This window comes from Trichormus variabilis 0441 (genome assembly GCF_009856605.1).
GTDB classification, from domain to species: domain Bacteria; phylum Cyanobacteriota; class Cyanobacteriia; order Cyanobacteriales; family Nostocaceae; genus Trichormus; species Trichormus variabilis.
Genome location: NZ_CP047242.1, coordinates 5135281 through 5161655, shown reverse-complemented (window position 1 = coordinate 5161655; position 26375 = coordinate 5135281). Strand labels below are relative to the sequence as shown.

Below are 26375 nucleotides of genomic sequence, written 5' to 3'. Positions count from 1 at the left end.
TACTAACACCGATAAAGACGTTGGGGCATAGTCTCAGCGTCCTTTGTCGTTTTTTGGGGAAATTCGAGGATGGGATATTATGTGTAGGTAAATGATGTGACAACCACATGAGTAATAAAATACGTACAATACTTGACCACTACCTTGACGAGTTAATACGTTACAACTGTCGTCAACCACTAGACAGTAGAGAATACAAACTAGTGGACACTGTGATACTCACGTTAGCTAGAGCAATAGAATTATATGAGCATACCGACCACTACAGACAACGACAACCTAAGCCTGATGTTATTGAGTGAGTAGATGATGATGGGTTGGTGTTTATAAAAACAGGGTATACTCTGTTGCAGGTAGATATTACTAGCAACACTATGTCACCTCGGAACCCTGCTGAACACCTCGATAAATACATTGAGTTGTTAACAGAATACCAACAGTGTTTATCAGAAGGCACGGTTGAGTATAGACGAGTGACTAACTCATTACTTGCAGCTAAACGTTCACTTGTATACTGGCAAACCACAAAGGCGTACAACTGTTTCTTTGACAAACACCAACCATATAAATACCCTATTGATGAATTCTAGTGTCGTGACATTTATAAAGCCAGGGACGCTGTTTATTACAACGCTCTGGCTTATGTTTACTATAAGAGGTATTCATTCTCAGTGATAATACAACCCACTCACTGAGCCACTGGTGTAGGTTGTTAACCATAATGTAGCCGACACGTCATCGTACAACCACAACACTACTGTCCACACCCCCCATTACCTGTGGACACCCCTGTGGACACATTGAAACCCTTACCCAGTAAGCAATGTCCACACTGTCCACACTGTCCACACCTATTCTAAGAGTTATAGCTACTGCATAAGCGTACAAGAGGTGGGTAGTAGAGCGTTTAGAAAACACGCCAAAGTCTTGTTTACCCTGTGGACACCTGTGGACAGCGTGGACAACCCATACACAGCAAGGGTTTTAGCCTGTGGACACCTGTGGACATGGGGTGTGGACACTCCCCTATCTGTGGACACCGTACAACAACAACAACAAAAACACCACGCCCTACTTAGAGAGTCATGGTGTATTGTTGGGTTAACAGGCTTGTGGTTTTAGAAGTATTCAGACGTTGGGATGTCCTTTGTTGTCACTCTGACATCATCAGTTGTGACATTATCAAGGGTAGGTTTGTGCCAATAAATAGCTTTAACACCGTTTAACCGTTGTTGTTTTTTGGTACACCCCAGTTTATCTAGAATGTCGCTCACTTCCCTTTGTGCCTTCTTGTCATTTAGTCGGCTCGTTTCAAACCCTAGAGCATTCTTCATAATGTCGGCTAATGTACATGGGTTGTGGTGGGTCATGTACGCTGAAACTTCTGCAAACCAAGGGTGAGTTTGTTCATACTGGCTGGTGTCTTCTGCTGACTCTACTACCTCAGTTTCATTAAGGAAGCTTGGCTCACCGTCGAGGTACAACTTAAGAACGGCTGACCAGACATCATCACGCATCTCTTTAACAGCCGCAGTATCGATACGGTTCTCAGCATTAACAACCCAGAAACGACGGTTTCCTGTCGAGTCAGTTAGAAACTCAGACTGGTTGGTTGTGCCACAGATAATAAAATGACGTGGGTAGTTGTCAGGTTCAGCCGCATAAGGTCGCCTATAAACGTCGTGAGTTGTGGACATAAAACTCTTAATGGCTGAAACAGCTTTGCGACTAAACGCATTCTCTATTTCACCCCACTCGATACACCAACTACGAGCCATCGATAGCAGTTGGTCTACGTCACTCTTATGCTCCCCTAGTGTTTGGAAAAACTCACCAAACAAACTATTAAAGAAAGTAGTCTTACCTATACCTTGTTTACCTTGCAACACCAATGCACAGTCAGCCTTACAACCTGGGGTCATGGCACGACCAACAGCAGCAATAAGCCAACGTCGAATGTAAAGCCTATGTAGTTTGTTGGTGATACCCATTGCTTGATAGAGAGCAGACAAGACAGGCTCAGGGTTATCAACTGTGGGTAAGCTTTGGAGATATTCACGAACAGCATGATACGGGTTGTCGCTTGCTTTAACAGATGCCATACGTTTAAAGCTTTCAAATGGTAGGTCAATGTCTAACTCACGCTCACAAATGTCGTGTAGTTTTTCAGCAGTGACATTCTGCCCACGAAACCTAAGCTTATTCTTCATCTCATCCCATTGCAACTCGTCACCGAAGAATTGCTCTAACACTTCCCTTACCATGTTGCTCTTACTTCTCTTACCACTACCTACAAGTTTAATAGGACGCTGTGCGCCTACGTCACCACTGTTTAAAGTTGGTTTTATTTCACCGATGGTTAAACCATTCTCTAACGCAACTTCAGTCAGACGTTGGTCTATCTCTGGTAGTTTGTTTGGGTATGCTCCAGCTAGTGTATATTTTGCTGTGTTTAATGTGTCATTTCTCGTACCTTCCGGTGCATTTTTAACCTTGTTAGCAAAGCTTTCTAGTTGTTGTATAAAGTCATTAGAAACTAAACCATCAGTGATAGATGCCATCGACTCATAAGGCTTTCCAGTTTGTATGAATGTGACCAATGTAGGCTCACCTTTCATGTGGTTAAACCCTGGCAACCTCATTATTCTAGGTAAGTCTTTAACGGCTGGGTCACTACCATAATGTTTGATAAGTTGTTGCTGATGTTGGGTGAAGTTAGCAACATCATTAGATGCTTTATCCAATAACCAATAAGCATGACCTTTGTTGTTGCTGCTATTAACAACGACGGTAGGTGTTAGGTGAAACTCGTTAGGTAACTCGTTGTCACAGTCGATGAATAACGCACGAACAGCAGTTATATTCTCAGCTTTACGTTTGTTTCCACTGGTCATATTAACAGTTACAAAGATACCCGCGCCCCTATTATTAAACTCGACAAGCTTATCCCAATGCTCATCAAGTGAGCCATAGAATTGACGGGTTAAACTTCTATCTTTGTGTTTGCTATCATCGAACGTTTGGAACAAGTAAGGTGGTTCACCTACCAATTTAAGAAAGTTGTTGGCAGATGAAAACTGTTGTGTTACTCTGAATGTAGTTGACATATCTAACCTATGAATAAATTACTAATGGGTTGGTTGTGTTGTGTTTTGGTATCTTTGGTCTGGGGTAGTTTGGTCGCTTCCCAGACCTATTTTGTTTATCGTCCAAACTCTGTTTCATGTGTTGGATAAAGCCATTCCTGTAGCTGTGTAAATGTCTTCCAACAACTGAGATGTGAACGATAAGCTAAATAGTTTCGCCGGTGTTTTGTAGAGAAGACTTCCCATTTATCGATGGTGCTATCTGGTATTACAACCATTGGATACTCACCACTGTCAGCCTGAGAACCAACGACAACGGTACACAGTGGTATATACCCAAAGCTTTTTGCTGTTTTGCATTTTGCTTTATAGTCGTCGCAGTTATCTACCAGCGTTGCGGTGTAAGGTCGTAATAACTTGTCGTTAGTTTTAACTTCGATGGCATACGTGCAACCGTTTTTAGTTGCGAACACGTCCCTACTCTTTGTTGGGTTATATCCATGTTGGGAAAATGGGGGCAACCAAACACGCTCACTGTGTTGTTTAGCAGCTTCGTTTAATTTAAATACAACCTGACGTTCAGCGAACCTACCTAGTCTGAGTTTGTCTCTAAACTCTGTGGCTCGTTCTTCATAGGGGTCATCTGTGGAAACATCCAGTACATCGTTTGTTGCAAACGTTGTAAAGCCGGGCATCAGAAAACAAGAAGAGATGTAAAACTGCGAGTGTTTCATTAAACTACCTCTCTCTTTAAACTTTCTATCTGGTTGGAATACTGAGAGGTGAGACTAATACGGAATAAGTCAGCTAGTGTTGTGCCTAAAACAGTTGCTAGTCTGGTGTAAGTTTCGTGTTCATCTGTTGTTAGTCTCACGGTTAGTTGTATGTTTCGTTTGGTCATAGTTGCTGGGTTTATTGTGTTGGTATTTATTTCTGTAGCCAGCCACCTTTGCGATGTCGTATTAGTTGATAAAAACTTGTATGGCTAAAACACAGGAACCTCTAAAACCTGCGAACCTGCATAGTGAGCGAGTATTATTTTTGGAGTGTTACCTACAAGCTTTGCAACCTGTGACACAGTTAAACCCGCACCAAGGGCAAGTGTGACGAATGTATGCCTTGTGTTGTAAGGTGGGCGGTATCGCTTGACCTTACCCTCATCGACTAACCCAGTTAGAATAAGCTTCCAGCCAACTGCTGTTGGTAAAGCATCACTGTTTATTTGTTTGTTGTGGTGATGGGTGACAAAGACCAAGCCATTAGGGTCGTATTTATTTGTTGGTTTAATACTGTCAAGCAAACCTCTTAACTGGTTGTTGCATGGAAACCGTCGAGGTTTATGAGTCTTGGTGTCCTTTACTAACCTATACCTGCCTGAATACGACTCACAAAATAAAACGTACTCTTGGTGTACGTTTGCCCAATGTAACGCCGTCGCTTCCCCTGGACGGCATCCTGTCAGAAACAGAAACCGAACGAGACTATGGTAGTGGCTATACTTTGGGTGGTCTTTATAGGCGTTTAAAATAGCTTCGCGTTCATCGACACTGAAGGGGTCAATAGCTTCACTATTCCACGAACGCCGCAACCCATCAGCCATACCTGCAAACGGGTTGTGAGGTATTAAACCTGCTGTTACTGCCCATCTACAGCAAGCATTTATATGAGTTAATACCCGCTTTGCAGCATCATTAGATAGGTTGTTAATAAGGTATTGCCTGATACCTTCAGCATCGGCTAGGTTATGTGTTGGTAGTTTGTGGATGTGGTTAGCGAAATAGCTGCAATACTTCTGTCTGTATGTAGTAATGCTAACCAATGGTTTCCGATACTCACAGTAAGCATCCCATAACTCAGTTAGGTTTGGTACATCCTTGGTAGCTTTAGTAACAACTACACTACTAAACCCATTATTAAAGGCATACCGAGATAGTGTAGGGTCTAGCCTGTTGTTTTGTATATCTTCTTCTATCTCCCAGGCTGTTCTCTGTACCCTACGTCTGTTCTCAGGAGTGTCATCTAACCCAGTCGAGATGTACCGAGCATTGACTTCAGCTATTGTTCGAGGTAGTCTCAGCCGCAACTTATTGTTTGGTGTTGTCTCTATTCCAACTGTCCCGCGTTTGCTACGTCCCATTGTTTCCATTCGTTAGTGAATAGCCATCCGATAGCCAATTCACTAACTGAGACGTGTTGCCAAACCCTACAAACGGTCATTTGCTATAGGAGAACCTTCACCGCGTGGGTCGGCTGCGCCTTCTAAGTCGCCTTCTTTGGTGACAACGATCGCATTAATATTGCCCCAAGGATTAGTTTCTTTGATGTTATGTCCGCGTCGGCGTAAGTCTTGTAGGGTAAGCGCATCTAATCCCCAAGTTTCTACTCGTAACTCATCGGGTAGCCACTGGTGATGTATGCGTGGGACAGATACGGCTGCACCAACATCCATATCGTATTCTAAAACATTGAGAATAATTTGCAAAACTTGAGTGATGATGGTGCTACCACCAGGCGCACCTACTACCATGCGGAGGCGTTCGTTCTCGGTGATGATAGTCGGTGTCATACTCGATAAGGGAGTTTTGCGGGGTGCGATCGCATTGGCTTCGCTTCCTACTAACCCGAATACATTGGGAACTCCTGGCGCAGCAGCAAAATCGTCCATTTCATCGTTGAGCAAAATACCAGTCCCCGATGCCACCACTCCAGAACCAAAACCATAATTAACTGTAAAAGTGAGGCTGACTGCATTACGTTCTTTATCGACGACACTTATATGGCTGGTTTCGGGAGATTCATAGCGATTTGCATATATTCTTTGGGGAATCTCGGCTTTTCCGAACCGTTGTAAAATTTGTGGGGCGATGGGTTTGACTTGGGTTGAGGGTATGGCTCTGTGTAAATCAATTTCTGCACGGCGCTTTTTGCCGTAGGCAGGACTAAGCAGCGCTTGTAGAGGAATTTTGACAAAATCGGGGTCGCCTAAATATTGTGAGCGATCGCTGTAGGCAATTTTCATTGCTTCTGTGAATAAATGCAGAGCCTTGGGATGATGCCAACCCCAAGATTTTAAATCTGTGTCACCAATAATATTTAACATCTGCAATAGCAACACACCCCCCGATGAAGGTGGTGGCATTGAGCAGATTTTAGCTTGACGGAAATTGCCACAGACAGGATTACGCCAGATGGGTTTGTAGGCCTTCAGGTCTGCTAAGGTAACTAAACCGCCATTTTTCGCCATATCAGCCGCGATCGCACGGGCAATATCACCAGTGTAAAAGCTTTGAGGATTTTGGGCGATCTCTGCTAAAGTACGTGCCAAATCGCGCTGTACCAACCTTTCTCCAGGCTGATAAAATTCGCCGTTGCGAGTAAAAATTTCCCGTGCTGCTTGGTTGCTGAGAATTGCTTGTTTGCGGGTTCCATAAACTTGGATTGATCGCCAAGTTGGTTTTTGAGCAAGAACGAAACCATCCTTAGCTAGAGCGATCGCAGGTTTTACCACCTCATACCAGGGTAATTTACCATAACGACGATGCACTTCATACATCCCGGCGATCGTTCCTGGTGTAGCTACCGCCAAATAACCGTTGATACTTGCATTTGGGCGTACCTTCCCTGCATCATCCAAATACATCTTTCTCGTGGCTTTGAGGGGTGCGCGTTCCCGAAAATCTAACGCTTTGATTTCTCCTGTTTTCTGGGAACGCATCAGCAAAAATCCCCCGCCACCAATTCCGGCAGAAAAAGGCTCAACAACAGAAATGGCAAAGGTTGTGGCTACTGCTGCATCGACTGCATTACCACCTTTGCGTAACATTGCCACACCAGTCTCACTTGCCAAAGGATGGGCAGATACTACCATACCTTTTTTACTGCGTAGAGGTAAGGTAATAGTGGCTGAGGCTATTTGGTTGTAGCAAAGAACCCCCAGAGAAAAGACTGTAAATACAACCAGCTTGGACTTAGCAAGAATAGGCATTTTTATACCTTTAACGGAGATTATTTTGTGCGACTTAAGTTTTACTATGCTCGCCAGTTGCTTTCAATTTTTTGGAGATTTTAGTAGCTAAATACACCGATATTCGCTATATTCCCGTAAGTACTATTTTAGGAAATATTCTTATGGGAATCACTGGGAAAAGTATAAAACTTTTTGCTGGTCTTGTCTGCACATTTAGCCTCACACAGTTTTTGGCTACAAATACTCCTGTACAAGCAGCTGAAACAGTCGTAGTGCGATTTGGGTTATTTGCCGAATCTATACCTGTGGCTGACTTACAAAAAGCGGCGGAGACTGGCGAATTTCCCAGCAGTTTAAACCTATTCACAAGACGATTATCAGAACAACAACGCCGTACCCTCATCGGAGCGCTGAGGATGAGAGTACCGTTGAATGTTGTTACCATCAGCAGGTTACTAAATACTCAAATTGGGACAACTATTCTCAATGACTTATCCAGGGCTGTGGTTCGCAAAGATCAATCTGGTGCAAAAGCCTTAAGAGCTAGTTTGGTATTGGGTTCTACAGCACCACAGGGTCTTTCAATTCTCAGTTTTATTACTGCTTACCCCAGTCGCAGCCTAGAAATTAACCTACCCCAAGCCTTCCAAGTCGCGGGGAGTTTAAACAATGCTTTCTGGCGTACACAACAATTTATGCTGGCGATTAGTCCTCAACTTGATCCCGCCAAACCTCAGATTTCCATACCTTTTGACCCCAGCCAACCAGGAAACGCTCAAGTGCAAGTACTGAAATTGAACTTGAATGATCAAAAACGCAACCGCCAAATTCCGGCGGATATATACTGGTCAACTTCTGCAACTCAGGAAAAACCCGTAATTATCTACTCCCACGGGATGGGATCAGTCCGCACAGATTTACACTATCTAGCCGAACATCTAGCCTCCCACGGTTATATATTTGTCGCTTTAGAACATCCGGGAAGTAATCAGGCCAATACAGATTTAGCAACCAAAGGTAAAGTGCGACTTTTAGAACCCCAAGAGTTTTTAAATCGTCCTCAAGATGTCAGTTTTGTTTTGGATGTATTAGAAAAACTCAACCAAACAACAGGTAATCCCTTACAAGGGAAATTGGCAACTAATAACACGATGGTGATTGGCTATTCTTTTGGCGGTGGTACAGCTTTATCCTTGGCTGGAGCCGAGTTACAAATAGCAGGAATCAGAGAACGCTGTCAGAATAAATTAACTATTTTAAGCCTGGGAGAAACTATCCAATGTGTTGCTCAAGAATTGCCAGAAAAAACTTATCAACTGCGGGATAACAGAATTAAACAAGCAATAGCTTTAACTCCCACAACTTCATTAATGTTTGGCGAAACTGGTTTAACAAAGGTGCAAATCCCGACTTTAATTGTCGCGGCTTCCGCAGATAAAACCACCCCTGCTTTAACCGAACAAATTTTGGGATTTAGCAAAATTCCATCGCCGAAATGGTTGGTGGGTATCATTGGTGGTACACATTTGAGTGTGAAAGACCCCAGCACCACATTAGATCAGGTGGACAAACCCAACACACCCCTGACTGGTGGTGAAATAGTCGGAGAGCAAGCTACCGATGTTCGCCAATTTGTCAAGGCGATCGCTCTAGCAATGGTGGCACAACTCACGCCAGAAGCCGAAAAATATGCGGTCTTCCTCACCCCAGATTACGCTCAGTTAGCTTCAACCGAGTCATTTCCTTTTCGCATAGTTACAGAAATCCCTCCACAAGCTATTCCTATAGGTAAACAATAGCAGTACAGACGGGATTAATCGCATCTCTAACAACTGTACAGACGCGATTAATCACGTCTCTGGCTAATGACTATTCGTCCCATTTTCTAATACGGAACTTCCTATGAGCTTGAGAATTTCTGCTACGAGAATATTAGGGTCTAAAGGTTTATTAACATAGCCTTGGAATCCAGACATGAAAGCCATGTTCAAAGCGTCTTCTGAGCCTAAAGCCGTGAGAGCGATCGCCGGAATGTTCCTGTTCTCTAATAGGGCATTGTTTCTAATTTCTTGTACTAATGTATATCCATCCATATTGGGCATGGCAATGTCAAAAATCAAAATATCAAACTTTAATTGTTTGGTTGTTTCTAGTGCTTCCAATGCTGATGTAGCTGTTGTTACTTGAACACCATAGCTTTCTAAAACGCAGGTAGTTAAAAATAGACTGTCAGCATTATCATCTACTGCTAAAATGTGCAACCCATCTAAAGACTGAAAGTAATTTGTAACGTTTTGTGGATGCAGTTCTTCCGAGTTATTTGCCATGCTAATATAGCCTCCCTAGTTGCCCAAACCAATTACGGAGGAAGTTATACCAAAGAGCTAGTGGTGACTAGCTCTTTGGTATACATCTGTAAATCAAACTACCACAACCTGAGGTTTGTTGATTTAGTTATGAGTTAGGACTGACGCACCCAGATTTTCTGTTGAGACCGGGTGTAGGGGTGTAAAACATTTATGAGTGGTCTTTCAACTCAGCACCCAGGATTTTTGCTCACAGTTTACCTGTGAATACCCTATCAGCTGGGCCGGTCATATAAATTCTTTGGTCTACTTCTGACCATTCAATTTCCAAAGGGCCACCAGGCAATTCTACAGTAGCGAGGCGATCGCTTCTTCCAGTCAATACCGCCGCTACCAAGGAAGCACAAGCACCTGTACCACAAGCTAAAGTAATTCCTGCACCGCGTTCCCAGACACGCATCTTCAAGTAATCACGGCTGACAACTTGAATAAATTCGGTGTTTGTCCGTTGAGGAAAAGCTGGGTGATGTTCAAATTTAGGGCCGATGGTTTCTAAAGGAATCGCTGCCACGTCTTCCACGAAAGTAATACAGTGGGGATTCCCCATGCTGACACAAGTAACTTCCCAAGTTTTCCCTTCTACTTCTAGGGGTTGGTTAATTACTTTCTGATCAGCAGCAGCAATATTTGTCGGAATTTCCCCAGCTAGTAACCGAGGTAAACCCATATCCACCTTGATTTGTCCATCAGGGGTGAGTTGGGGGGTAATCACACCAGCTAAAGTATGAATACGATAGGTATCCTTATTACGAGAAAGCCCTTCCAAATCAGCCAGAAATGCAGCGAGACAGCGAATACCATTACCACACATTTCCGGTTCTGAACCATCGGAATTAAAAATCCGCATGGTGTAATCAGTACCGTTTTCTCCAGGTAAGGCAAAAATTACACCATCAGCACCGATACCAAAGTGGCGATCGCACATCTCCACCGCTTTCTCTGGAGTGATTGCCGGCGTTTTAGAAGCGCGATTATCGATGAGAATAAAATCGTTGCCTAGACCGTGATACTTAGTAAATTCGATTGCCATTTTTCCCATGATGAATTATCAATGATTAGGTATTGAGGATTGGTAATTACCCATTACTCATCACCCATTACCTAATCCCTCAATTATTCCATCATTATCAAAAATGGCTATAACTGAATTTGACACTTCACTACCGAGTATTCGTCAACTACAAAACCTGATTAAACAAGCAGCACCAGTAGAAATCAAACTGGTGACAGGAGATGCAATTATAGGTAGAGTTTTATGGCAAGATCCTGCCTGTGTGTGTATCGCCGACGAAAACAGCCGCCAAACGACTATTTGGAAACAAGCGATCGCCTATTTACAACCCAAAGGCTAGGGATTGGGGACTGGGGATTAGGAAACAAGAGAAATCTTTCTCTAAGTTTTTCCTCGTACCTCTTCATCCCCGCATTTCTTTCACTACTTCCGTTTCCTTGGCTTTTACTAGGGGAATCGCTAGAGGTATTTCGCTAACTACGGCAAATAGAGGCTGTATTTGATTCAGACTTGAGAGGCTACCGCATAGTAGAACTTGGTCGCCAGTCCGCAGATCAATGTTGTCATGGGGAGAGCGAATAAATTTACCGTCTCGTCGCATCGCTTGTACTTTGATACCGCTTTGTAAATCCAGTGGCAAATCCTTGAGGGTTTTACCCAAAACGGCAGAGTTACCATCGACGGCGACCCACTGACAGGCGCTGTTTTGTCCGGGAACAGCTACCTTACCTTGGGCAAATTCCTCTAATGCTGCTAGTTCTTCATTAGCGCCGACAATCAATAAGCGATCGCCTGCTGCTAATTTGGTTTGATTGTTGGGATAATCGATTTCTTCACCGTTGGCGCGGCGGATTGCCATTAAGCTTACACCTGTTAAGTAGCGCATATCCGCTTCTTCTAAATTCATCCCAATTAGGGGAGAATCGACTGGTAGGTCATACCAACGGCGATTTAAATCTTGAGTAGCTTGCTGTAAGTGGCGGGAAACTTCATCAGCGTTCCGTTCTGGGCGAAAATCTAAGTAATGATCGCTACGGATTTGCTGCATTTCTTGTTGTAATAAACCTGATGTCCAGCCTACATCGGTTAATAAGTGAGTCGCCATTTCGATACTGGCTTCAAACTCTGGTTGCACCACTTCCCGCGCCCCCAATTGATACAGCAACTCAATGTTTTTGTCCTGGGTAGCGCGAACCACCAAATCTAATTCAGGACAGAGTTCCAGGGCGCGTTTCACACACAAACGGGTACTCATGGGGTCAGGTAGAGCGATCGCCATACCTTTGGCATGACTAACTCCTGCTGTTTCTAGAACATGGAGGCTGACGCAATTACCGTATACATAAGGTATTTCCCCATCTCGTAGCTGTTGAATCCGGCTTTCTGATTGGTCGATAACGACTACAGGCACATTGTGTTGCTGCAACAACTTCACCAAATTCTTACCTACTCGCCCATAACCGCACACCACTATATGATCTTGAAATGGTAGGTCTTCTGAAATATCTAATGCTTGACCTTCTCCAGAGATGTAGGGTTTGAGCCAGGGTATAGATTCGGCAAAGTTAAATAAAGATGGTAGTAAACGTAACACAAATGGAGTGAGCATAAGTGTAACGGCTGTAGTTCCCAGAATCAGTAAATATATCCGCCGGGACACCAAACCCAGCGCCTGTCCTTCACTGGCTAACACAAAGGAGAACTCCCCAATCTGCGCCAATCCCAAGCCAGCAATTAAGGCTGTTTTTAATGGGTAGCGGAATAGTTTGACTAAGGGAGTGATAATTAAGAACTTGCCGAGGAAAACTAAAGCTACCAACCCCAGAATTAGTTCTATATTTTGCAACAAAAACACTGGGTCAATGAGCATCCCAATCGCTGCAAAGAATAAACTAGCAAATATATCTCGTAGAGGTTCTACATAGGTCAGGGTTTGGTCAGCATACTCCACCTCAGATATCATTAACCCAGCGACGAAAGCCCCCATTTCAATTGACAGGCCTAAAGATTCTGTCAGTAGGGCAATACCCAAACACAGCGCCACCACACCTAATAAAAATAGTTCTCGGCTTTCTGTGCGGGCTAACAGTCGCAATAAAGGCGGTATGACCCAAATCCCAGCCGCCACCGCCCCAGCCGCAAATAAACCAATCCTGACCAAAGCTGTGAGGACGGCCATACCAATGACTTCCCCTGGTTCATGCAAAGCAGGTAACACCGCCAGCATTAATCCCAGCGCCAAGTCCTGAACAACCAAAATCCCCAGCATCACTTGACCGTGGGGCGTTTCCGTTTCGTTACGCTCCATCAAGCATTTGAGGACAACGGCTGTAGATGATAGGGAGAGAATCGACCCTAGAAACACGCCCTTAGCAGGTAAGGCTCCCCAGGCTCCCGTTAACCCACAAACCAGCACTGTAGTTAAGATTGTCAGGGCAATTTGCAGCCCACCACCACCAAGGGCGATCGCCTTTACTTTTTTCAATTCAGCAAAGGAAAATTCTACACCCAAGGCAAACAACAAGAAAGCAACGCCAAACTGTGCCAGAGTCTCTACTTGAATAACTTCTTTAATCAGCCCCAGCCCAGCCGGCCCCACCACCATCCCGCCGATGAGATAGCCCAGCAGCACAGGTTGTTTGAGCAACGCCGCAAACAATCCACCACAGGCAGCAACGGCGAGAACTGACACTAAATCAACAATTAATCTAAAATCTTCTTGCACCAGTTTTTCTAAGAACCATTAAGACCTATTAACTTTAGAATACAAATTTTTAACTATCTGGGGGAAGGGAACTGTACCAAAACAACAAAATTTATGTATTTTTTTTAAGTTATACCCATTCTCTATGAAGTTGCACCCAATAAATGATGTAGAGACTTTGCATACAACGTCTCTACAGTCCAAAATAAAGCACATCTTCATGAAGAAACGGTATTAGGACTGACGCAAGCAGATTTTCTGGTGAAAATGGGTGTAGGGGTTTAGGGTTTTAAACATTCATGCGTAAGTTCTATAAGTTTTAGCCCTAGAAATTTACGAACTCTTATCCAAATTATTTCATTTACATAATATTAACGCGAGTCTCCAACGGAGGCGCACCTACAGGAAGAGCAAAAGAAAACTTGCTGTTTTCTTAGGAGTTTGATGGAACTAAAAAATGGCAGGAGGTAGTGCAGGTAAATCTTTTGGGTAAATATCAACAAAGCAGAATACATGCGTCAGTCGCCAGAATTCTCCAATTGAATTCTGTGCGATCGCCGTCAGGCGTGCCGCAGGTCTCGCTGCCATGAATGCCACTTGAGAAAATTCTTACACAGCAAGCTTTTTGCCCCTTCCTACCAGTCTAACTCACGTTAATTTATTCCAAATTGACGGTTAGTAGGGTGCGTCAGTATGAATAATTCTTGAGTATATAGGAATCCGATTTGATTTCTGTTCGCGTAGCCTGCACTTGTGCATAAAATTCTCAGTATCTGTAGGGTGGGCATTGCCCATCAAAACCATAAGCCGGTGGGCAATGCCCAACGCCACTTGCTCTAAGCCGGGAAACCCTTTCGGCAGTTCCTTCTGGGGGAAACCCCCAGAAGGAACTGCCTCACCAACGCAGTGGCTCCCCTACGTATATTTCAAAAATCAAGTATGAGCCCTATAGTTAGGTTCTATCGCAAGTAGCGCACTCTACATTTTGAATATTTTTCTATTTGGAAGTCCCTTGTGTATGTATTTCCCAGCAGAAATAACTGAGTTTGTTGTATGAAATAAACATTATACAGAGAATATTTTTCATTGAATAAATAAAAATACTTATAACAGAGATAACTTATAAATCATGCGTACAAACACTGAACGGCAGAGTCAGCGCCCCAGTAAGTTCAGTGAAACGACGATGGTTTATTCAGGCTCTACTAAGGAAAATAATGACAGCTTTGAAGAACATATTACGCAACTCCAATTTGGTGAAAAAAGGAGTTACCACAAGGGAATTTTTATATGGCAGCAAGTGAGTCCTCTATGCAAACTGACGGTATGGAGTTATTGCGCTCATACCACCATAATCCTTCTATTAAACTTCGTAACAAACTGGTTCAATTACACACTGGCTTAGTAAGAAAAATGGCTCATAAATTTAGCCATCAATGTAATGAACCTTATGAAGATTTGGAACAAATTGGTTATTTTGGTTTAATTAGAGCTATAGAACGCTTTGATCCTAGCCAAGGATATGCTTTTAGTTCCTTTGCTGTGCCATATATCAGAGGTGAAATGCTGCATTTTCTCCGCGATCGCAGTACGCTATTAAAAATTCCTCGTCGTTGGCAAGAATTATATAACGAAGGACAAAAAATCCGTAAAGAATTATCAATATCTCTAGGTCGTCCACCAAAGGATGCTGAAATTGCCAAGCACCTCAAGGTATCTGTGCAAGAATGGCAAGAAACTAAGTTGGCTGCCCAAAATCGGATGCCTTTAAGTTTAGATGCTACGGCAGTACACTATGTAGATTGCCAAATCACCTTAGGTGAAGCCCTACCCTGTCCCCGAACAATTGCCCAACAACAACAAGATGAAGAACGGCAACAACTCCAAGGGGCAATTAGTATGCTAGAAGAAAAGCCCCGCCAAGCAGTGGAAATGGTCTTCTTGAAAGAGCTTTCTCGCAAAGATGCTGCTAAAAACATCGGTACTAGTCCTATGACAGTAACGCGATATTTGCAAAAAGGTATTCAAGATTTAATTTGTTATTTACAACCACAAGTAATGCCTACTGGTTCATAGTCAATAGTCAAAAGTCCATAGTCCATAGTCCATAGTGTATTTACCAATGACTAATGACCACCATTGACCAGTGACTATCTACCGAGATTTTAAATCAGCGATCGCTCCTTTAGTCATAGCAGCAATGGCTTTATCGGTGGCTTTAGGTAGATGATAATATTTACCTCCTGAGGTTTTCGCTAATTCCTTAGCAAAGCCGGTAGAGACAAATTTACTTTCGGTATCGATAACGAGTAACTGCATCCCCAAAGCCCGGATTCTCGCGGCGATGTCTAATAGTTCCGCTTTGATATCTGGTTTTTCTCCTGATTCTTGTGGTTCACCCAAAGAACGTGATAGGGGAATATTACCCCGGCCGTCGGTGATAGCTACAATGACAACTTGTCCAACATCTCCACCCATTTGGGCATTGACACCGACGCGTACAGCTTGGGTTAAACCATGAGCTAGGGGCGAACCACCACCACAGGGTAATCTTTCCAGTCGGTTCCGTGCTAAGGCAATAGAACGAGTTGGTGGTAGTAATACCTCTGCTTGTTCTCCCCGGAAGGGAATCAAAGCTACTTGGTCACGGTTTTGATAAGCTTCGGTGAGTAGTTGCATCACTGCGCCTTTAGCTGACTGCATCCGATTTAAGGCCATTGAGCCAGAAGCATCTACCACAAAAACAACCAACGCCCCAGCTTTGCGTACCAAGCGTTTTGAGCGAATGTCACCTTGCTCAACAATAACTTTTTTATCAGGCTGTCTTTCTCGTCGTGCTTTTTGATAGGGTGCAGCTGCCCTGAGAGTGGCATCTACTGCAATACGTCGCACTTTCCCCTTAGGCAACATAGGCTTAATATAGCGCCCCCGGTCGTCGGAAAAGATGATACTCCGACTACCAGATTTACCTTGGCGTTGTGCCATCTGAGCAAAATACAGAACACTGTTATCTAAAATTACCCCTTCTGGGTCGAAGATAAATTCTTCGGGAATATCAGGGGGTTCTGGCTGTTCTTGTTCCTCTGGTTTATCTTCGTTGTTTTCCTGTTCTTCTTCTTGTTCTTCCTCTGACTCGTCCTGGCTTTGTGGTGGTGGTGGCGGGGGTGGTGGCGGTGGCTGGTCTGGTGGTGGTGTCTGGATAACTGTTGCCCGTGGTACAATTACCAACTCCACAGCCCGCCGCAAATCTTCAGCGTTGACGGTTGTCCGCCCTTCTAAAGCCGCCGCCGCTTTGGCAACCCGTACGGCAAATAACTCGGCACGATGACCTTGGACAACGCCGCGAATGGCTTCGTCTACTAAGTAGGCTATTTGTTCTTGAGTGATTGTGACTTCCTTCAACCATTCCCGCGCCAAGATGATTTGGGTTTTGAGTGAGTCTAAATCTTCGTTGTATTGCTGGAGGAAATCTTGGGGGGATTTGGAATAGGCGATCGCCTGCTCAACAGCTGTTACTCTTTGATCTAGACCGAGAACACCGTCAGCCGAAAGAGCGATCGCAATTCTATCTAGTAAATGTTCCCGTAATGCGCCTTCTTCTGGGTTGTAGGTGGCGATAAACAGAGATTTGCAAGGATGCTGAAAACTAATCCCCTCACGCTCAATTTGGTTACGACCTTCCGAGAGGACTGTTAATAGCTGATTTGATATTTGGTCATCTAATAAATTGATTTCATCCACATACAGCACACCCCGGTTAGCTGTGGCGAGTAACCCTGGCTGAAATATGGTGTCTCCTTGCTTCACCGACTGTTCCACATCCACAGAACCCAGGAGGCGGTCTTCTGTCACGCCAAGGGGAATCTGCACAAAAGGCGAGGGAATAATTTCCGTGGGGACATCTTGAAGATTTTTGTCAGCGTACTCCGCCAATAGATAATCATCCCATTCTTCTGGGTGGTTGGGATCGCAATTGCTCAATGAGCCTTTAACAACTTCAATGGGTGGGAGTAGGGCGTGGATAGCACGAGCCATTACAGATTTTGCCGTACCACGACGACCTGCGATCGCTACTCCCCCCAAACCAGGATCGACTGCTGCTAACAGCAACGCTAATTTGATGGCTTCTTGACCGACTACGGCTGTCAAGGGAAAAGCAGTAATTGTGGGATTAATAGTAGGCGCAGGCATTGGTTTGCAAAATAGCTAGTCTCGGCTTTTAGCATATCAATTTCTGGCACATTTAGAATAAGGGTTATGAGGATAAAGGCTTTGTATTACCCTGGAGAGAAAAATCTATGAGTATCGCTCAAGCTAAACGCTTCACCCTCGATGAGTACCAAAAACTCACGGAATTGGGCTTTTTCCACGAAGATGACCACATTGAGTTAATTAACGGAGAGCTTATACAAATGGTATCCAAGGGTAAAGCCCATGAGACTTGCTTACGCAAATTATTACGAGAATTACCTAAATTAGTCGGTGATAGGGCTACTTTACAATCCCAAGCCCCAATTACTTTACCGCCTAACAGCGAACCAGAACCGGATTTTGCCATTGTGAAAAACCGAGACGACAATTATCTATCTGCTCACCCTAGTCCTAGTGATGTGTTGCTAGTGATAGAAGTTGCTGATTCTTCCTTGAGTTATGACCAAGATATCAAAATACCTCTCTATGCTAAAGCAGGTATTGTGGATTATTGGATATTCAATTTATTTGATAATTATTTGGAATCTTACAGTCAACATTATCAAGACAGCCAGGGAAAATACGGTTATCTTAATAAGAGAATTGTCTTACCTAATCAGGTAATATCCCTACCATGTTTCCCCCATTTATCTCTGGATGTAAGTAGAATATTGCCTATAAAACTAAATCTTTAAAGTTTGTATAAATTGTGTTGACAAGCTTTTGGTACTGTGTAATTGTGGTTTTAGACAGCAATTATAACTGCCTGAAGTTACTGGTTTTTGATGTTGTCTCAGCAGCAGAATTCCTAGTTTCCTTCCCAGTTTTGTGACATCCTTTCCCTTAAGTATTAATTTAATTAACTCCATTTCCAACAAGATGATGAGCTAATCGGGAACAATATTTAGGGGAGAAGATGATACAAAGCTCCGCAGCAAGCTAGGAATTCTACGGCTGAGACATGAATCAAAAAGAAGTAAGAAAAAGATTGTGGCTGGTAAGGAAACGCTTTTTGAGTATACTTCCTTACACAAAGCCATGCTTTTACTAGATGTGTGATTGTAATGCTGTCCAGTAAACCAAACAATACTGGATAACTCCAAATGTCAGATATTCTTTCCATCTCAAACAAACAAAAAACCAAGAGCAAAAATATAGTTGCGCTTGCGTGTGATTATCAGAATGTTCCATTAACACCAGATACAGCTAAGTTATTGCTGGAATTTGCTACATCAAAAGGACGACTAATTCACAAAAATGTCTATTACAATTCTAAATTTAAAAACCAGGCTGATGCAAAGCGCAATCTAGCCAACCTGAGTTTTAACTGGATTGATGTTCCTTGTCTTTTAAAGAATAGTGCTGATAATCAATTGATAGTGGATTGCCTACAAGTTAATAACAATCTATCTCCAGATATATTCATTATTGTCTCAGGTGATGGAGACTTTACAACATTGATTAATCCTTTACAAAAACTTGGCAAACAAGTCATTGTGATTGCTGAAGCAGGTAACGTAAAACAAAAACTGAAAGAGCTTGCTGATGAGTTTTACTTTATAGAGGAGTTAAGCCAGAAAATTCAGCAAGAGACTCAACATCAAAACACTCCGGTCAAATCTCCAATTGCTTATAATGAAGCTATAAAGCATCTAATTGAGGCAATCAGGCTTGCATCAGTTCAAGGTACAGCCACAACCTTTTCATCTATTGACAAATTAATGCGTCAGCGTTGTCATCAATATCAGGGATTTTCATCTATCTGCAAAAATGATGGCAAGAAATTTAAAAACTTTAGTCAATTCGTTGATACTACTGTCAAAGATGGTAAAGTACAAAAGCGCAATGAAAAATTGTTTTTAATTGAGTTAGACAGAATACCTGCTTAAATTCAATTATAAAAACCTAGTTCATTTGCTTAACTGAGTTTATCTAAAACCGCCACTATTGCGGTTTTTTTATGTTTAAACATACTAGACTTTTTCTATTTCCCAATTTTCCTACTAGTTAATTATTCCAACAGTCAAAAAACAAAAATGCACAAAATTCTAATATTTCGTGATGAAAAACTTTTACGCCGCGCCCTTACCCATCGTTCTTATGTAAATGAAAATCCAGAAGAAGGTGAACATAATGAACGCTTAGAATTTCTTGGTGATGCGATATTAAATTTCTTAAGTGGTGAGTATCTCTATCGGAGTCACCCTGACAGGGGAGAAGATGAATTAACGCGACGGCGTTCGGCTTTGGTAGATGAAAAACAACTAGCAAAATTTGCCATTGAGGTAGGCTTAGATTTTCGGATGCGCCTGGGGAAAGGTGCTATTCGAGATGGCGGTTATCAAAATCCTAATTTACTTAGCAGCACTTTTGAAGCGGTGATTGGTGCTTATTATTTAGATAATAATTCCAATATTGAAGCCGTACGCGTAATTATAGAACCTTTATTTGAATCTGTACCCGAACAAATTGTAGTGGTGCGTTCTAATGTAGATTCAAAAAATCGGTTTCAGGAATGGGTACAACGAAACATCGGCCCAACTCCTCCCAAATACTTAACAAAACAAATAAGTGGCCCTTCTCATGCCCCAGAGTTTCAAGCTAAAGTTTTGGTAGGAGAAAAAGAGTATGGGGAAGGTATAGGTAAAAATAAAAAAGAGGCTGAGAAAGCAGCCGCCGAAAATGCTTTAGCTAATTTGAATAAACAAGAATTATTGCCATAAATAGGGTATTATGCTTTTAAATTATATGGTCACTTGCATGATTCGTTGATATTTACAGTAATACCGTTTCTTAATGAAGATGTGTTTTATTCTGGACTGTAGAGACGTTGCATGAAACGTCTCTACATCATTTATTGGGTGCAACTTCATAGAGAATTGCTATCAGGGCAGCTTATACTCAAAGATATCTACTAATTTTTACTAAACAAAACACCGTCGAATTAACTCCACCTGGAAGCGATAACTATCTGCAACTTCTTCAATTAACTCTTGTTGTAATAATAGGGCGATCGTTCTTTCCCAAACATCGGGAAATTGTTCTGATAAAGTGAACTTGCTAACAATTTCCCCTTCCCCCTGAGCTGCAATTAAACGTAAAACCTCCCGTCCATTTGCATCTACTTGGTTGTTTTGAATATCAGCAAAGAAAAAGCCACCACTCTGTAAAGCCTCTGGTATGGCTGCTTCCACATCTTCTAAACTTGTTAAGCGCCGGATAGAGGGGTCTTGTTCATTTTTCAAGACGATAATTTCTCCGCAGAGTAGCTGTATTAAGAATGGGTGACAACGGGTAAGTTGCAAAACTCGCTCAACTGCCTCTGGTTCATAGCGGAGAGTAAAATATTTGACGGGATGTTCAATTAATTGTCGTGCTTCTTCTTCCTTTAAATAAGAGATATGCACTACTTGGACGTTAATTAAATAACTAGCCCAACGCTGATATTCTTCAATAGTATGAGAGCCAGCTAATAACATCTTGAAGCGGGGACGATGTTGGATTAAGTGGCGCAGCATTCCTAAAACATCTTCTTCATCAAAGCGCCCCCTATTTATAGCGCTGTCTAATGCCTCAAACTCGTCTAACATTAGCAAAGCGGTATTTTGTTCCAGCACTTGTTCTACTTGGTCTAGCCATTCATCAAACCGCGGAAAGGGGTCATCGGCTAATATTTCGCGTGTAATGTTTGGCACTGACATCATTCCAAATTAATTCTGACATATGGGGCGATCGCCTGCACTCACATTGCTATTATGCTGGAGATAATCGGTGATGCGATCGCATCCTTGCTGCATTAAGTCATCTAAATCTAGATTCCACACCATTACCCCAGCATCTTCACCACCACTGAGCAACGTTTTACCGTCGGGACTGAAAGCAAGGGTGTTGATTTTACCTGGATGTCCTAAGAGGGTTTTGAGTAATGTGGCGTGGGGAAGATTCCACAGTTTGATGGTGTTGTCTGCACTACCGGAGGCTAAAATTTCACCGTCGGGACTAAAGCTGAGGCTAGTTACGCCGTCTGTGTGTGCGCTTAGGTTATTGATGAGTTTTCCGTCTGTTACTTGCCACAGTTTGATGGTATTATCCCAACTGGCAGAGGCGAGGGTTTGGCTATCGGGGCTAAATTTTACAGAGGCGATCGCTAAACCGTGACCTGTTAAATTTTTAATTAATGTGCCGTCTGTCTGCCAAATTTTGACTGTATTATCAGCGCTACCTGATGCGAGGAATTGACCATCAGGACTATAATCGATGCTTATCACTTCGTCATTATGTCCTGTGAGGGTGCGTAATAATTGACCATTATTTATCTGCCATATTTTAATAGTTTTGTCGGCACTTCCAGAGGCAATTGTTTGATTATCGGGATGGAAACTCAGGCTTGTAACTCTATCTTTATGACCAGTTAATGTTTTAATTAACTGCTGAGTTTTACTATTCCAAAGTTTAATAGTGTTATCAGCGCTAGCTGTGGCTATAGTTTTACCATCATGGCTATAACTAATGGTTGTAATAATATTTTGATTTGTTTGAATTTTAGACAATGATGAACGAGCTAATTTTTCTCTCTGCCAAATCGTTATATTGCCATCCCAACCCGCCGAGGCGAATGTTGTACCATCAGGATTAAAGCTGATACTATTAACATTAGATGTTTTTGATTCCTGATAATTCAATTGCCAGATTCTCACAGTTTTATCGTTACTGGCTGAGGCGATGAATTTATTATCAGGACTAAATGTTACATCTCTGATTTGTTCGCCACGTCCGGGAATTGTTTTAATTAGCGTACCGTCTATTTTCCAAACTTTTATAGTGCTATCAGCACCAGCCGAAACTAGAATTTTACTATCAGAACTAAAGTTAATGCTGTTAACTTGTTGATTGTGTGCTGCTATCGTTTTTAAAAATTTACCTTCTGTATGCCAGAATTTGATAGTTTTGTCGCCACTGGCTGAAGCAAGAATTTTACTATCAGGACTAAATTTAACACTGGTAATACGTTCCTTATGTCCTGCCAGAGTTTTTATTAACTGACCGTTTGTTACTTGCCAGAGTTGGACTAAATTATCTTCGCCACCGGAAACTATTATTTTACCATCGGGGCGAAAATCAATAGAGTTTACCCAGCTATTATGAGCGTTCCATGTATTAATGATGCTGCCATCAAAGCGCCATATTTTTATAGTTTTATCTAAGCTACTAGAAGCGATAGTTTTACTATCTGGACTGAAGACTACATCGGTAACAATATTTGTGTGTCCAGGGAAAGTTTTGATTAATTGTATACATTTTTGTAGACTTTTTAAGGTTAGACATGAAGTGTCAAAGGCATAAAGTTTAATGGTATAATCGGCGTTAGCAATAGCAAAATATTTACCATTTCGGCTAACAGCGATCGCTGTTACTCTTTTTTGGGATGCTGCGATAGTCGTGATTAATTGACCATGTATATCCCAGAGTTTTACCGTCCTGTCGTCACTAGCAGATGCTAAAACTTTGCCGTCTGGACTAAAACTCACGGCGTTGACTTGTTGAGCGTGACTTTGCAAGCGGTTAATTTCTTGAGTGTTGGCAATGGCTTGTTGAAAAGTGGCAACTGTGGCTATTTGTACATCTTTTTCTGGTGCAAAAACTTGTTTTAGTTCTTTTCCTGCTTTCACACTAGCAATAATAGCTTCTAACTGTTGATTCGATAATAGCAGCGCCTCCGATGAAGCATTTAAAGCGGCTATTTCCCGCAACTGGGCGGCGCGTTTCTGCACATACGCGAAACCACCAAAACTAGTAGCGGCGATACCTAAAATACTGATGATAGCTACAGCCCTTTGGGCTTGGCGGAGTCGCTTTTTTTGTTCTAATTGTTGTTGTTGTCTGGCGGCTAAACAAGCGGCGATGAAATTCTGGACATCTTGAGATAATTCATCGGTGTATTTGATGTAAATTTCTTCGGCTTCCGCTAGGCGGATACCCTGTAATAAAAAATCTGGTTGGGCGTGATGATGTTTCCACAATGCCGCAGCTTGTTCAATTTGACGCTGCGATCGCAGTCTACTACGATTTTCCTCCAACCACCAGCGCAAGGTTGACCAGTGGCGGATAAGGATTTCGTGGGCGACTTCTATTGTGATTGGGGAAGGTGGGGTTCCCTCTAGAGATAAAGGGTAATAAGGAGTAGAGAGAGATGAGGAAGTTCTACTTTGTCCTGCTTCTACCTTGCTTTCTTCTTCTAAATTCACTACTACCAACTTCGCAGATGTTAACGCTAAGAGGGTGCGTTCAATTAAGTCATCAGCATATTTCTTGACTACCAACTCAGATTTCAACACCCTGCGTCTGGTGTCTTCTGTTCCTTCGCCTAACTGTGTGAGTGAGAGAAAAATCCACCGAGCGCATTCTTGGGCTTGTGAGTCTAAGCTTTCGTAAACTTCCTGGGCTTTGCGTTCTAACGCGCCTTTGATACCACCGATTTGCTGTTGATAGGCTGACAAAGTTAACTCACCAGCTTGGCGATGTTCCCACAATTGTTCTAAGACAAACTCTAATAGTGGTAAATCGCCAGCTGAGTGGTTTAACTCCCGTAAAAGAACTTCTACTAACCCTGCTTCTACTTTTAAACCCACTTGTTCGGCTGGTTCAACGATGACACGGCGATAGTCGTCATCACTCAAGTTGGGGGGAACTAATATATTGGATTGCTGCAATAAGTGAGCTAGTGCTGGTACTTCCAAGCAGGCGCTGATAAAATCTGCTCGCACAGTTATCACTACTTTAAACTTATCAGAGGCATATTCCACTGCCCCCAGTAGCAGTTCTAAAAATCGCTGTCTGTCTTCACTGGGTGCAAGGGTAAATAATTCCTCAAATTGGTCAACCACTAACACCACCATCGGTTCTGGTCGGCTACGTAACCAGTAGACAAAGCCTTCTACACCCTGGTAGAGCATGGCTTCTAGGTGGAGGATTGGGGACTGGGGATTGGGGACTGGTGAGCCAGCGCGGTCTTGGGGGTTTCCCCCATAAGCGACTGGCGAACCCCGAAGGGGGGACTGGGGGACTAGGTAAATTTTTTCTCCCGGCGAGTGCTGCTCCTCTACTCCCCCTGCTTTCACTTCTCCCAAGCGCCGTGCTAAGGCTTCTAAGGGTCTTACGCCAGGACGGATGGTTTTAATTAGCCAGGAATCACTACCGGGTAATTGTTTTCCGGGGCGGAGTTGAGCAATTAACCCTGCTTGAACGACGGAAGATTTACCGCTACCGGATGCACCGACGACGGCTAAGAATGATTTGTGAGCTAGTTGGGAAATTAACTGTTGAGTTAGAGATTCTCTACCATAGAAATATTGAGCATCTTCTTCGCTAAAGGCTCTTAAACCGCGATAGGGGCAAATTTTTAAATCTAAGATGGTTGGTTTTTGATTGTTGTAGGCGCTATTGCTTGATGGGATGATTTCCATTACACCTTGCGTACCCGACAGCCATATATGCAGTGGGATAGAAGGGTTAATTGGTGTTTGTGCTGCTAGATGGATTTGTAATTGGTTTATCCAGGCGGCTACTGATAAACCAACGGGTGCAGAAGCAGTTTTTAAAGTGGCGATGAGTGCTTGGGCAAAGATTTCTGGGTTATTTTGGGGACAAGCCGCAGCAATGATACATTGTCCTGTATCTGAGCTAAGTTGTAAGTCTTCTACCCAATCTTGCAGAGATAGACTGTGGGTTCTGACTGGACAATCTAGGATAATGATTTGTTGGGTAACACAAGAACGGCGTAATTGTTGCCTTAACCAAGAACGACTTAACCAAATATCATGGAATAAAACTAATGCAGCTTCTCCTGTAGGGGTTTCTTCTAGTCGTCCACGCAGATATAACAGGACGGTAGCTGGTGCTTCGGATGTGTATTGCTTTAGTTGATTTTGAGAACGTAGAAAATCTTTAATAGTTTCACGGATATTTTGGGCAGTTGTTGTTGCAGAATGAGTTAGATATTCTAACTCAAATGTTCCGGCTTGACCCAAGACTTTACTAAAATCTAATGCTGTTTGTGAACCGATAATCCCCTCAATGACTAAGGCTTTTCTTGGGGGAATTAATTCAGCGATCGCCTGCATTCTCCCAATAATTATTTCCCCAATTCCTTCGACAATTCGCTTTGGTGTTTGTAGAGGATATTCACTATAAAGTTCGGTATCTCCTTTGCCTCGCTTCTGTTGATTAATCAACCTTAATTGTTGATTTATTTTATCTATATATTGTAGTGTTTGGTAATAAACATAACGATATAAACCATCAGCCGAAATTATCCCTTGATTATCAGCCGCATTACCACGCAAACCCCGCATCAAATAATATGTAAATACCCCATGACCCAGTTCGGGAAACTCCCATGATTGCTGGTCTGTATCGCAAGAAAGCAAAGCATAGAAGCCTTTAATTTTGGCTGCTCTTTGTTGTAAGATATCTAATAAATGGGGTGTAGAATTCAAGCTACGTAGTGTCATGCCGCCACTATGGCAAGCATCAAGCCAAATTAATTGATTCTGGACACCACTATTACTTAGATATTGCAATAATTCTTGAACGCTTAAACCTGTATTTTCTAAGTCATCATTTTGTGTATCTGCCAAACATAAATATGCTTGCTGTGTATTTGCTTGCAGCATTCCATGACCGGAAAAATAGAATAAGATAGTGTCTGTATGTTGAGCCGATGCAGTGATTTGTTGTAAGCTATGACGAATATGCGATAAGATTGGTAATTCCGCAGCGAAATCATGAAAAATATTAACTTCTTGTTGTGAAAATTGCTCTTGAGTTGCACAAATTAAAGCTTCTGCTAATACCTGACAATCAACTGCTGAATAACGCAAAGAGGGTAGTTGCTTATCATGGTATTGATTAACTCCTACCAGCAGCAACCACAATTTCGAGACAACCGCTTTTTTGCTTTGATTTAAACTACTAGTAGCAACAGCACGAGGCATATTTTTAATTGGTCATTGGTCAATAGTCAATAGTCAACAGTCCATAGTTATTCTTC

Annotated in this window: 19 protein-coding genes; 7 read left to right on the top strand and 12 right to left on the bottom strand. The window is 42.6% G+C overall.

Annotated elements, in window-relative coordinates; translation table 11 throughout:
* Window positions 1-891 precede the first annotated feature (891 nt).
* A complete protein-coding gene (locus GSQ19_RS21235; protein WP_153228394.1) occupies window positions 892-1122 on the top strand; it encodes a hypothetical protein in 231 nt (76 codons plus the stop codon).
* Here the strand turns inward: GSQ19_RS21235 and GSQ19_RS21230 are convergent.
* From GSQ19_RS21230 to ggt, 5 genes are all read right to left on the bottom strand, one after another.
* The gene (locus GSQ19_RS21230) at window positions 1119-3107 is read right to left on the bottom strand and encodes a virulence-associated E family protein (RefSeq protein WP_011319833.1); all 1989 of its coding nucleotides are present in this window, start codon (window positions 3105-3107) and stop codon (window positions 1119-1121) included. The two genes, GSQ19_RS21235 and GSQ19_RS21230, sit on opposite strands and share 4 nt — an antisense overlap.
* A 95-nt stretch (window positions 3108-3202) precedes the next feature.
* A complete protein-coding gene (locus tag GSQ19_RS21225; protein ID WP_011319832.1) occupies window positions 3203-3820 on the bottom strand; it encodes a hypothetical protein in 618 nt (205 codons plus the stop codon).
* Complete coding sequence (locus GSQ19_RS21220) at window positions 3820-3987, bottom strand: hypothetical protein (protein WP_153228395.1); 168 nt, start codon at window positions 3985-3987, stop codon at window positions 3820-3822. The genes GSQ19_RS21225 and GSQ19_RS21220 overlap by 1 nt, the downstream gene beginning before the upstream one ends.
* A gap of 84 nt (window positions 3988-4071) precedes the next feature.
* On the bottom strand, window positions 4072-5223 hold the full coding sequence (locus GSQ19_RS21215; RefSeq protein WP_158647768.1) for a tyrosine-type recombinase/integrase: 1152 nt from the start codon (window positions 5221-5223) through the stop codon (window positions 4072-4074).
* 66 nt (window positions 5224-5289) lie between these two features.
* Complete coding sequence (ggt, locus tag GSQ19_RS21210; protein WP_011319830.1) at window positions 5290-7071, bottom strand: gamma-glutamyltransferase; 1782 nt, start codon at window positions 7069-7071, stop codon at window positions 5290-5292.
* A gap of 143 nt (window positions 7072-7214) precedes the next feature.
* On the opposite strand from ggt, the gene GSQ19_RS21205 reads away from it, so the two are divergent.
* Window positions 7215-8852 (top strand): alpha/beta hydrolase, encoded by a 1638-nt coding sequence (locus GSQ19_RS21205; RefSeq protein ID WP_011319829.1) that lies wholly within the window; start codon window positions 7215-7217, stop codon window positions 8850-8852.
* 63 nt (window positions 8853-8915) lie between these two features.
* Here GSQ19_RS21205 and GSQ19_RS21200 read toward each other — a convergent pair whose 3' ends face one another.
* Both GSQ19_RS21200 and dapF read right to left on the bottom strand, forming a co-directional pair.
* Window positions 8916-9380: a response regulator gene (locus GSQ19_RS21200; RefSeq protein ID WP_011319828.1), complete on the bottom strand. Its 465-nt coding sequence runs from the start codon at window positions 9378-9380 to the stop codon at window positions 8916-8918.
* A 229-nt stretch (window positions 9381-9609) separates the two neighbouring features.
* On the bottom strand, window positions 9610-10449 hold the full coding sequence (gene dapF, locus GSQ19_RS21195) for a diaminopimelate epimerase (RefSeq protein WP_041456242.1): 840 nt from the start codon (window positions 10447-10449) through the stop codon (window positions 9610-9612).
* Window positions 10450-10552: 103 nt separating this feature from the next.
* Between dapF and GSQ19_RS21190 the strand changes: the two genes are divergently transcribed.
* Entirely contained in the window at window positions 10553-10771 is a 219-nt protein-coding gene (locus GSQ19_RS21190) for an Hfq-related RNA-binding protein (RefSeq protein ID WP_011319826.1), read from the top strand.
* Window positions 10772-10834: 63 nt separating this feature from the next.
* Here the strand turns inward: GSQ19_RS21190 and GSQ19_RS21185 are convergent, their stop codons facing one another.
* Window positions 10835-13156 carry a cation:proton antiporter domain-containing protein gene (locus GSQ19_RS21185; protein WP_011319825.1) on the bottom strand — a complete coding sequence of 774 codons (2322 nt, stop codon included), beginning with the start codon at window positions 13154-13156 and terminating at the stop codon, window positions 10835-10837.
* A gap of 429 nt (window positions 13157-13585) precedes the next feature.
* Window positions 13586-13723, bottom strand: coding sequence for a hypothetical protein (locus GSQ19_RS21180; protein ID WP_153228396.1), 138 nt, complete (start codon window positions 13721-13723; stop codon window positions 13586-13588).
* Window positions 13724-14425: 702 nt separating this feature from the next.
* Here GSQ19_RS21180 and GSQ19_RS21175 point away from each other — a divergent pair.
* Window positions 14426-15211, top strand: coding sequence for an RNA polymerase sigma factor SigF (locus GSQ19_RS21175; protein ID WP_011319824.1), 786 nt, complete (start codon window positions 14426-14428; stop codon window positions 15209-15211).
* Window positions 15212-15289: 78 nt separating this feature from the next.
* On the opposite strand, the gene bchD is transcribed toward GSQ19_RS21175, so the two are convergent.
* A complete protein-coding gene (gene bchD, locus GSQ19_RS21170; RefSeq protein WP_011319823.1) occupies window positions 15290-17326 on the bottom strand; it encodes a magnesium chelatase ATPase subunit D in 2037 nt (678 codons plus the stop codon).
* A 107-nt stretch (window positions 17327-17433) separates the two neighbouring features.
* Here bchD and GSQ19_RS21165 point away from each other — a divergent pair, with 107 nt between their 5' ends.
* The 3 genes from GSQ19_RS21165 (at window position 17434) to rnc (ending at window position 20049) form a co-directional block, all read left to right on the top strand.
* Window positions 17434-18021: a Uma2 family endonuclease gene (locus GSQ19_RS21165; protein ID WP_011319822.1), complete on the top strand. Its 588-nt coding sequence runs from the start codon at window positions 17434-17436 to the stop codon at window positions 18019-18021.
* A 408-nt stretch (window positions 18022-18429) separates the two neighbouring features.
* Window positions 18430-19215, top strand: a complete 786-nt coding sequence (locus GSQ19_RS21160; protein ID WP_011319821.1) for an NYN domain-containing protein — start codon at window positions 18430-18432, stop codon at window positions 19213-19215.
* Window positions 19216-19362: 147 nt separating this feature from the next.
* On the top strand, window positions 19363-20049 hold the full coding sequence (gene rnc, locus GSQ19_RS21155) for a ribonuclease III (protein WP_011319820.1): 687 nt from the start codon (window positions 19363-19365) through the stop codon (window positions 20047-20049).
* Between the two features lie 201 nt (window positions 20050-20250).
* On the opposite strand, the gene GSQ19_RS21150 is transcribed toward rnc, so the two are convergent.
* Both GSQ19_RS21150 and GSQ19_RS21145 read right to left on the bottom strand, forming a co-directional pair.
* Entirely contained in the window at window positions 20251-21021 is a 771-nt protein-coding gene (locus GSQ19_RS21150) for a hypothetical protein (protein ID WP_224312135.1), read from the bottom strand.
* Between the two features lie 15 nt (window positions 21022-21036).
* Window positions 21037-26319, bottom strand: a complete 5283-nt coding sequence (locus GSQ19_RS21145; RefSeq protein ID WP_011319818.1) for an nSTAND1 domain-containing NTPase — start codon at window positions 26317-26319, stop codon at window positions 21037-21039.
* Window positions 26320-26375: the final 56 nt, after the last annotated feature.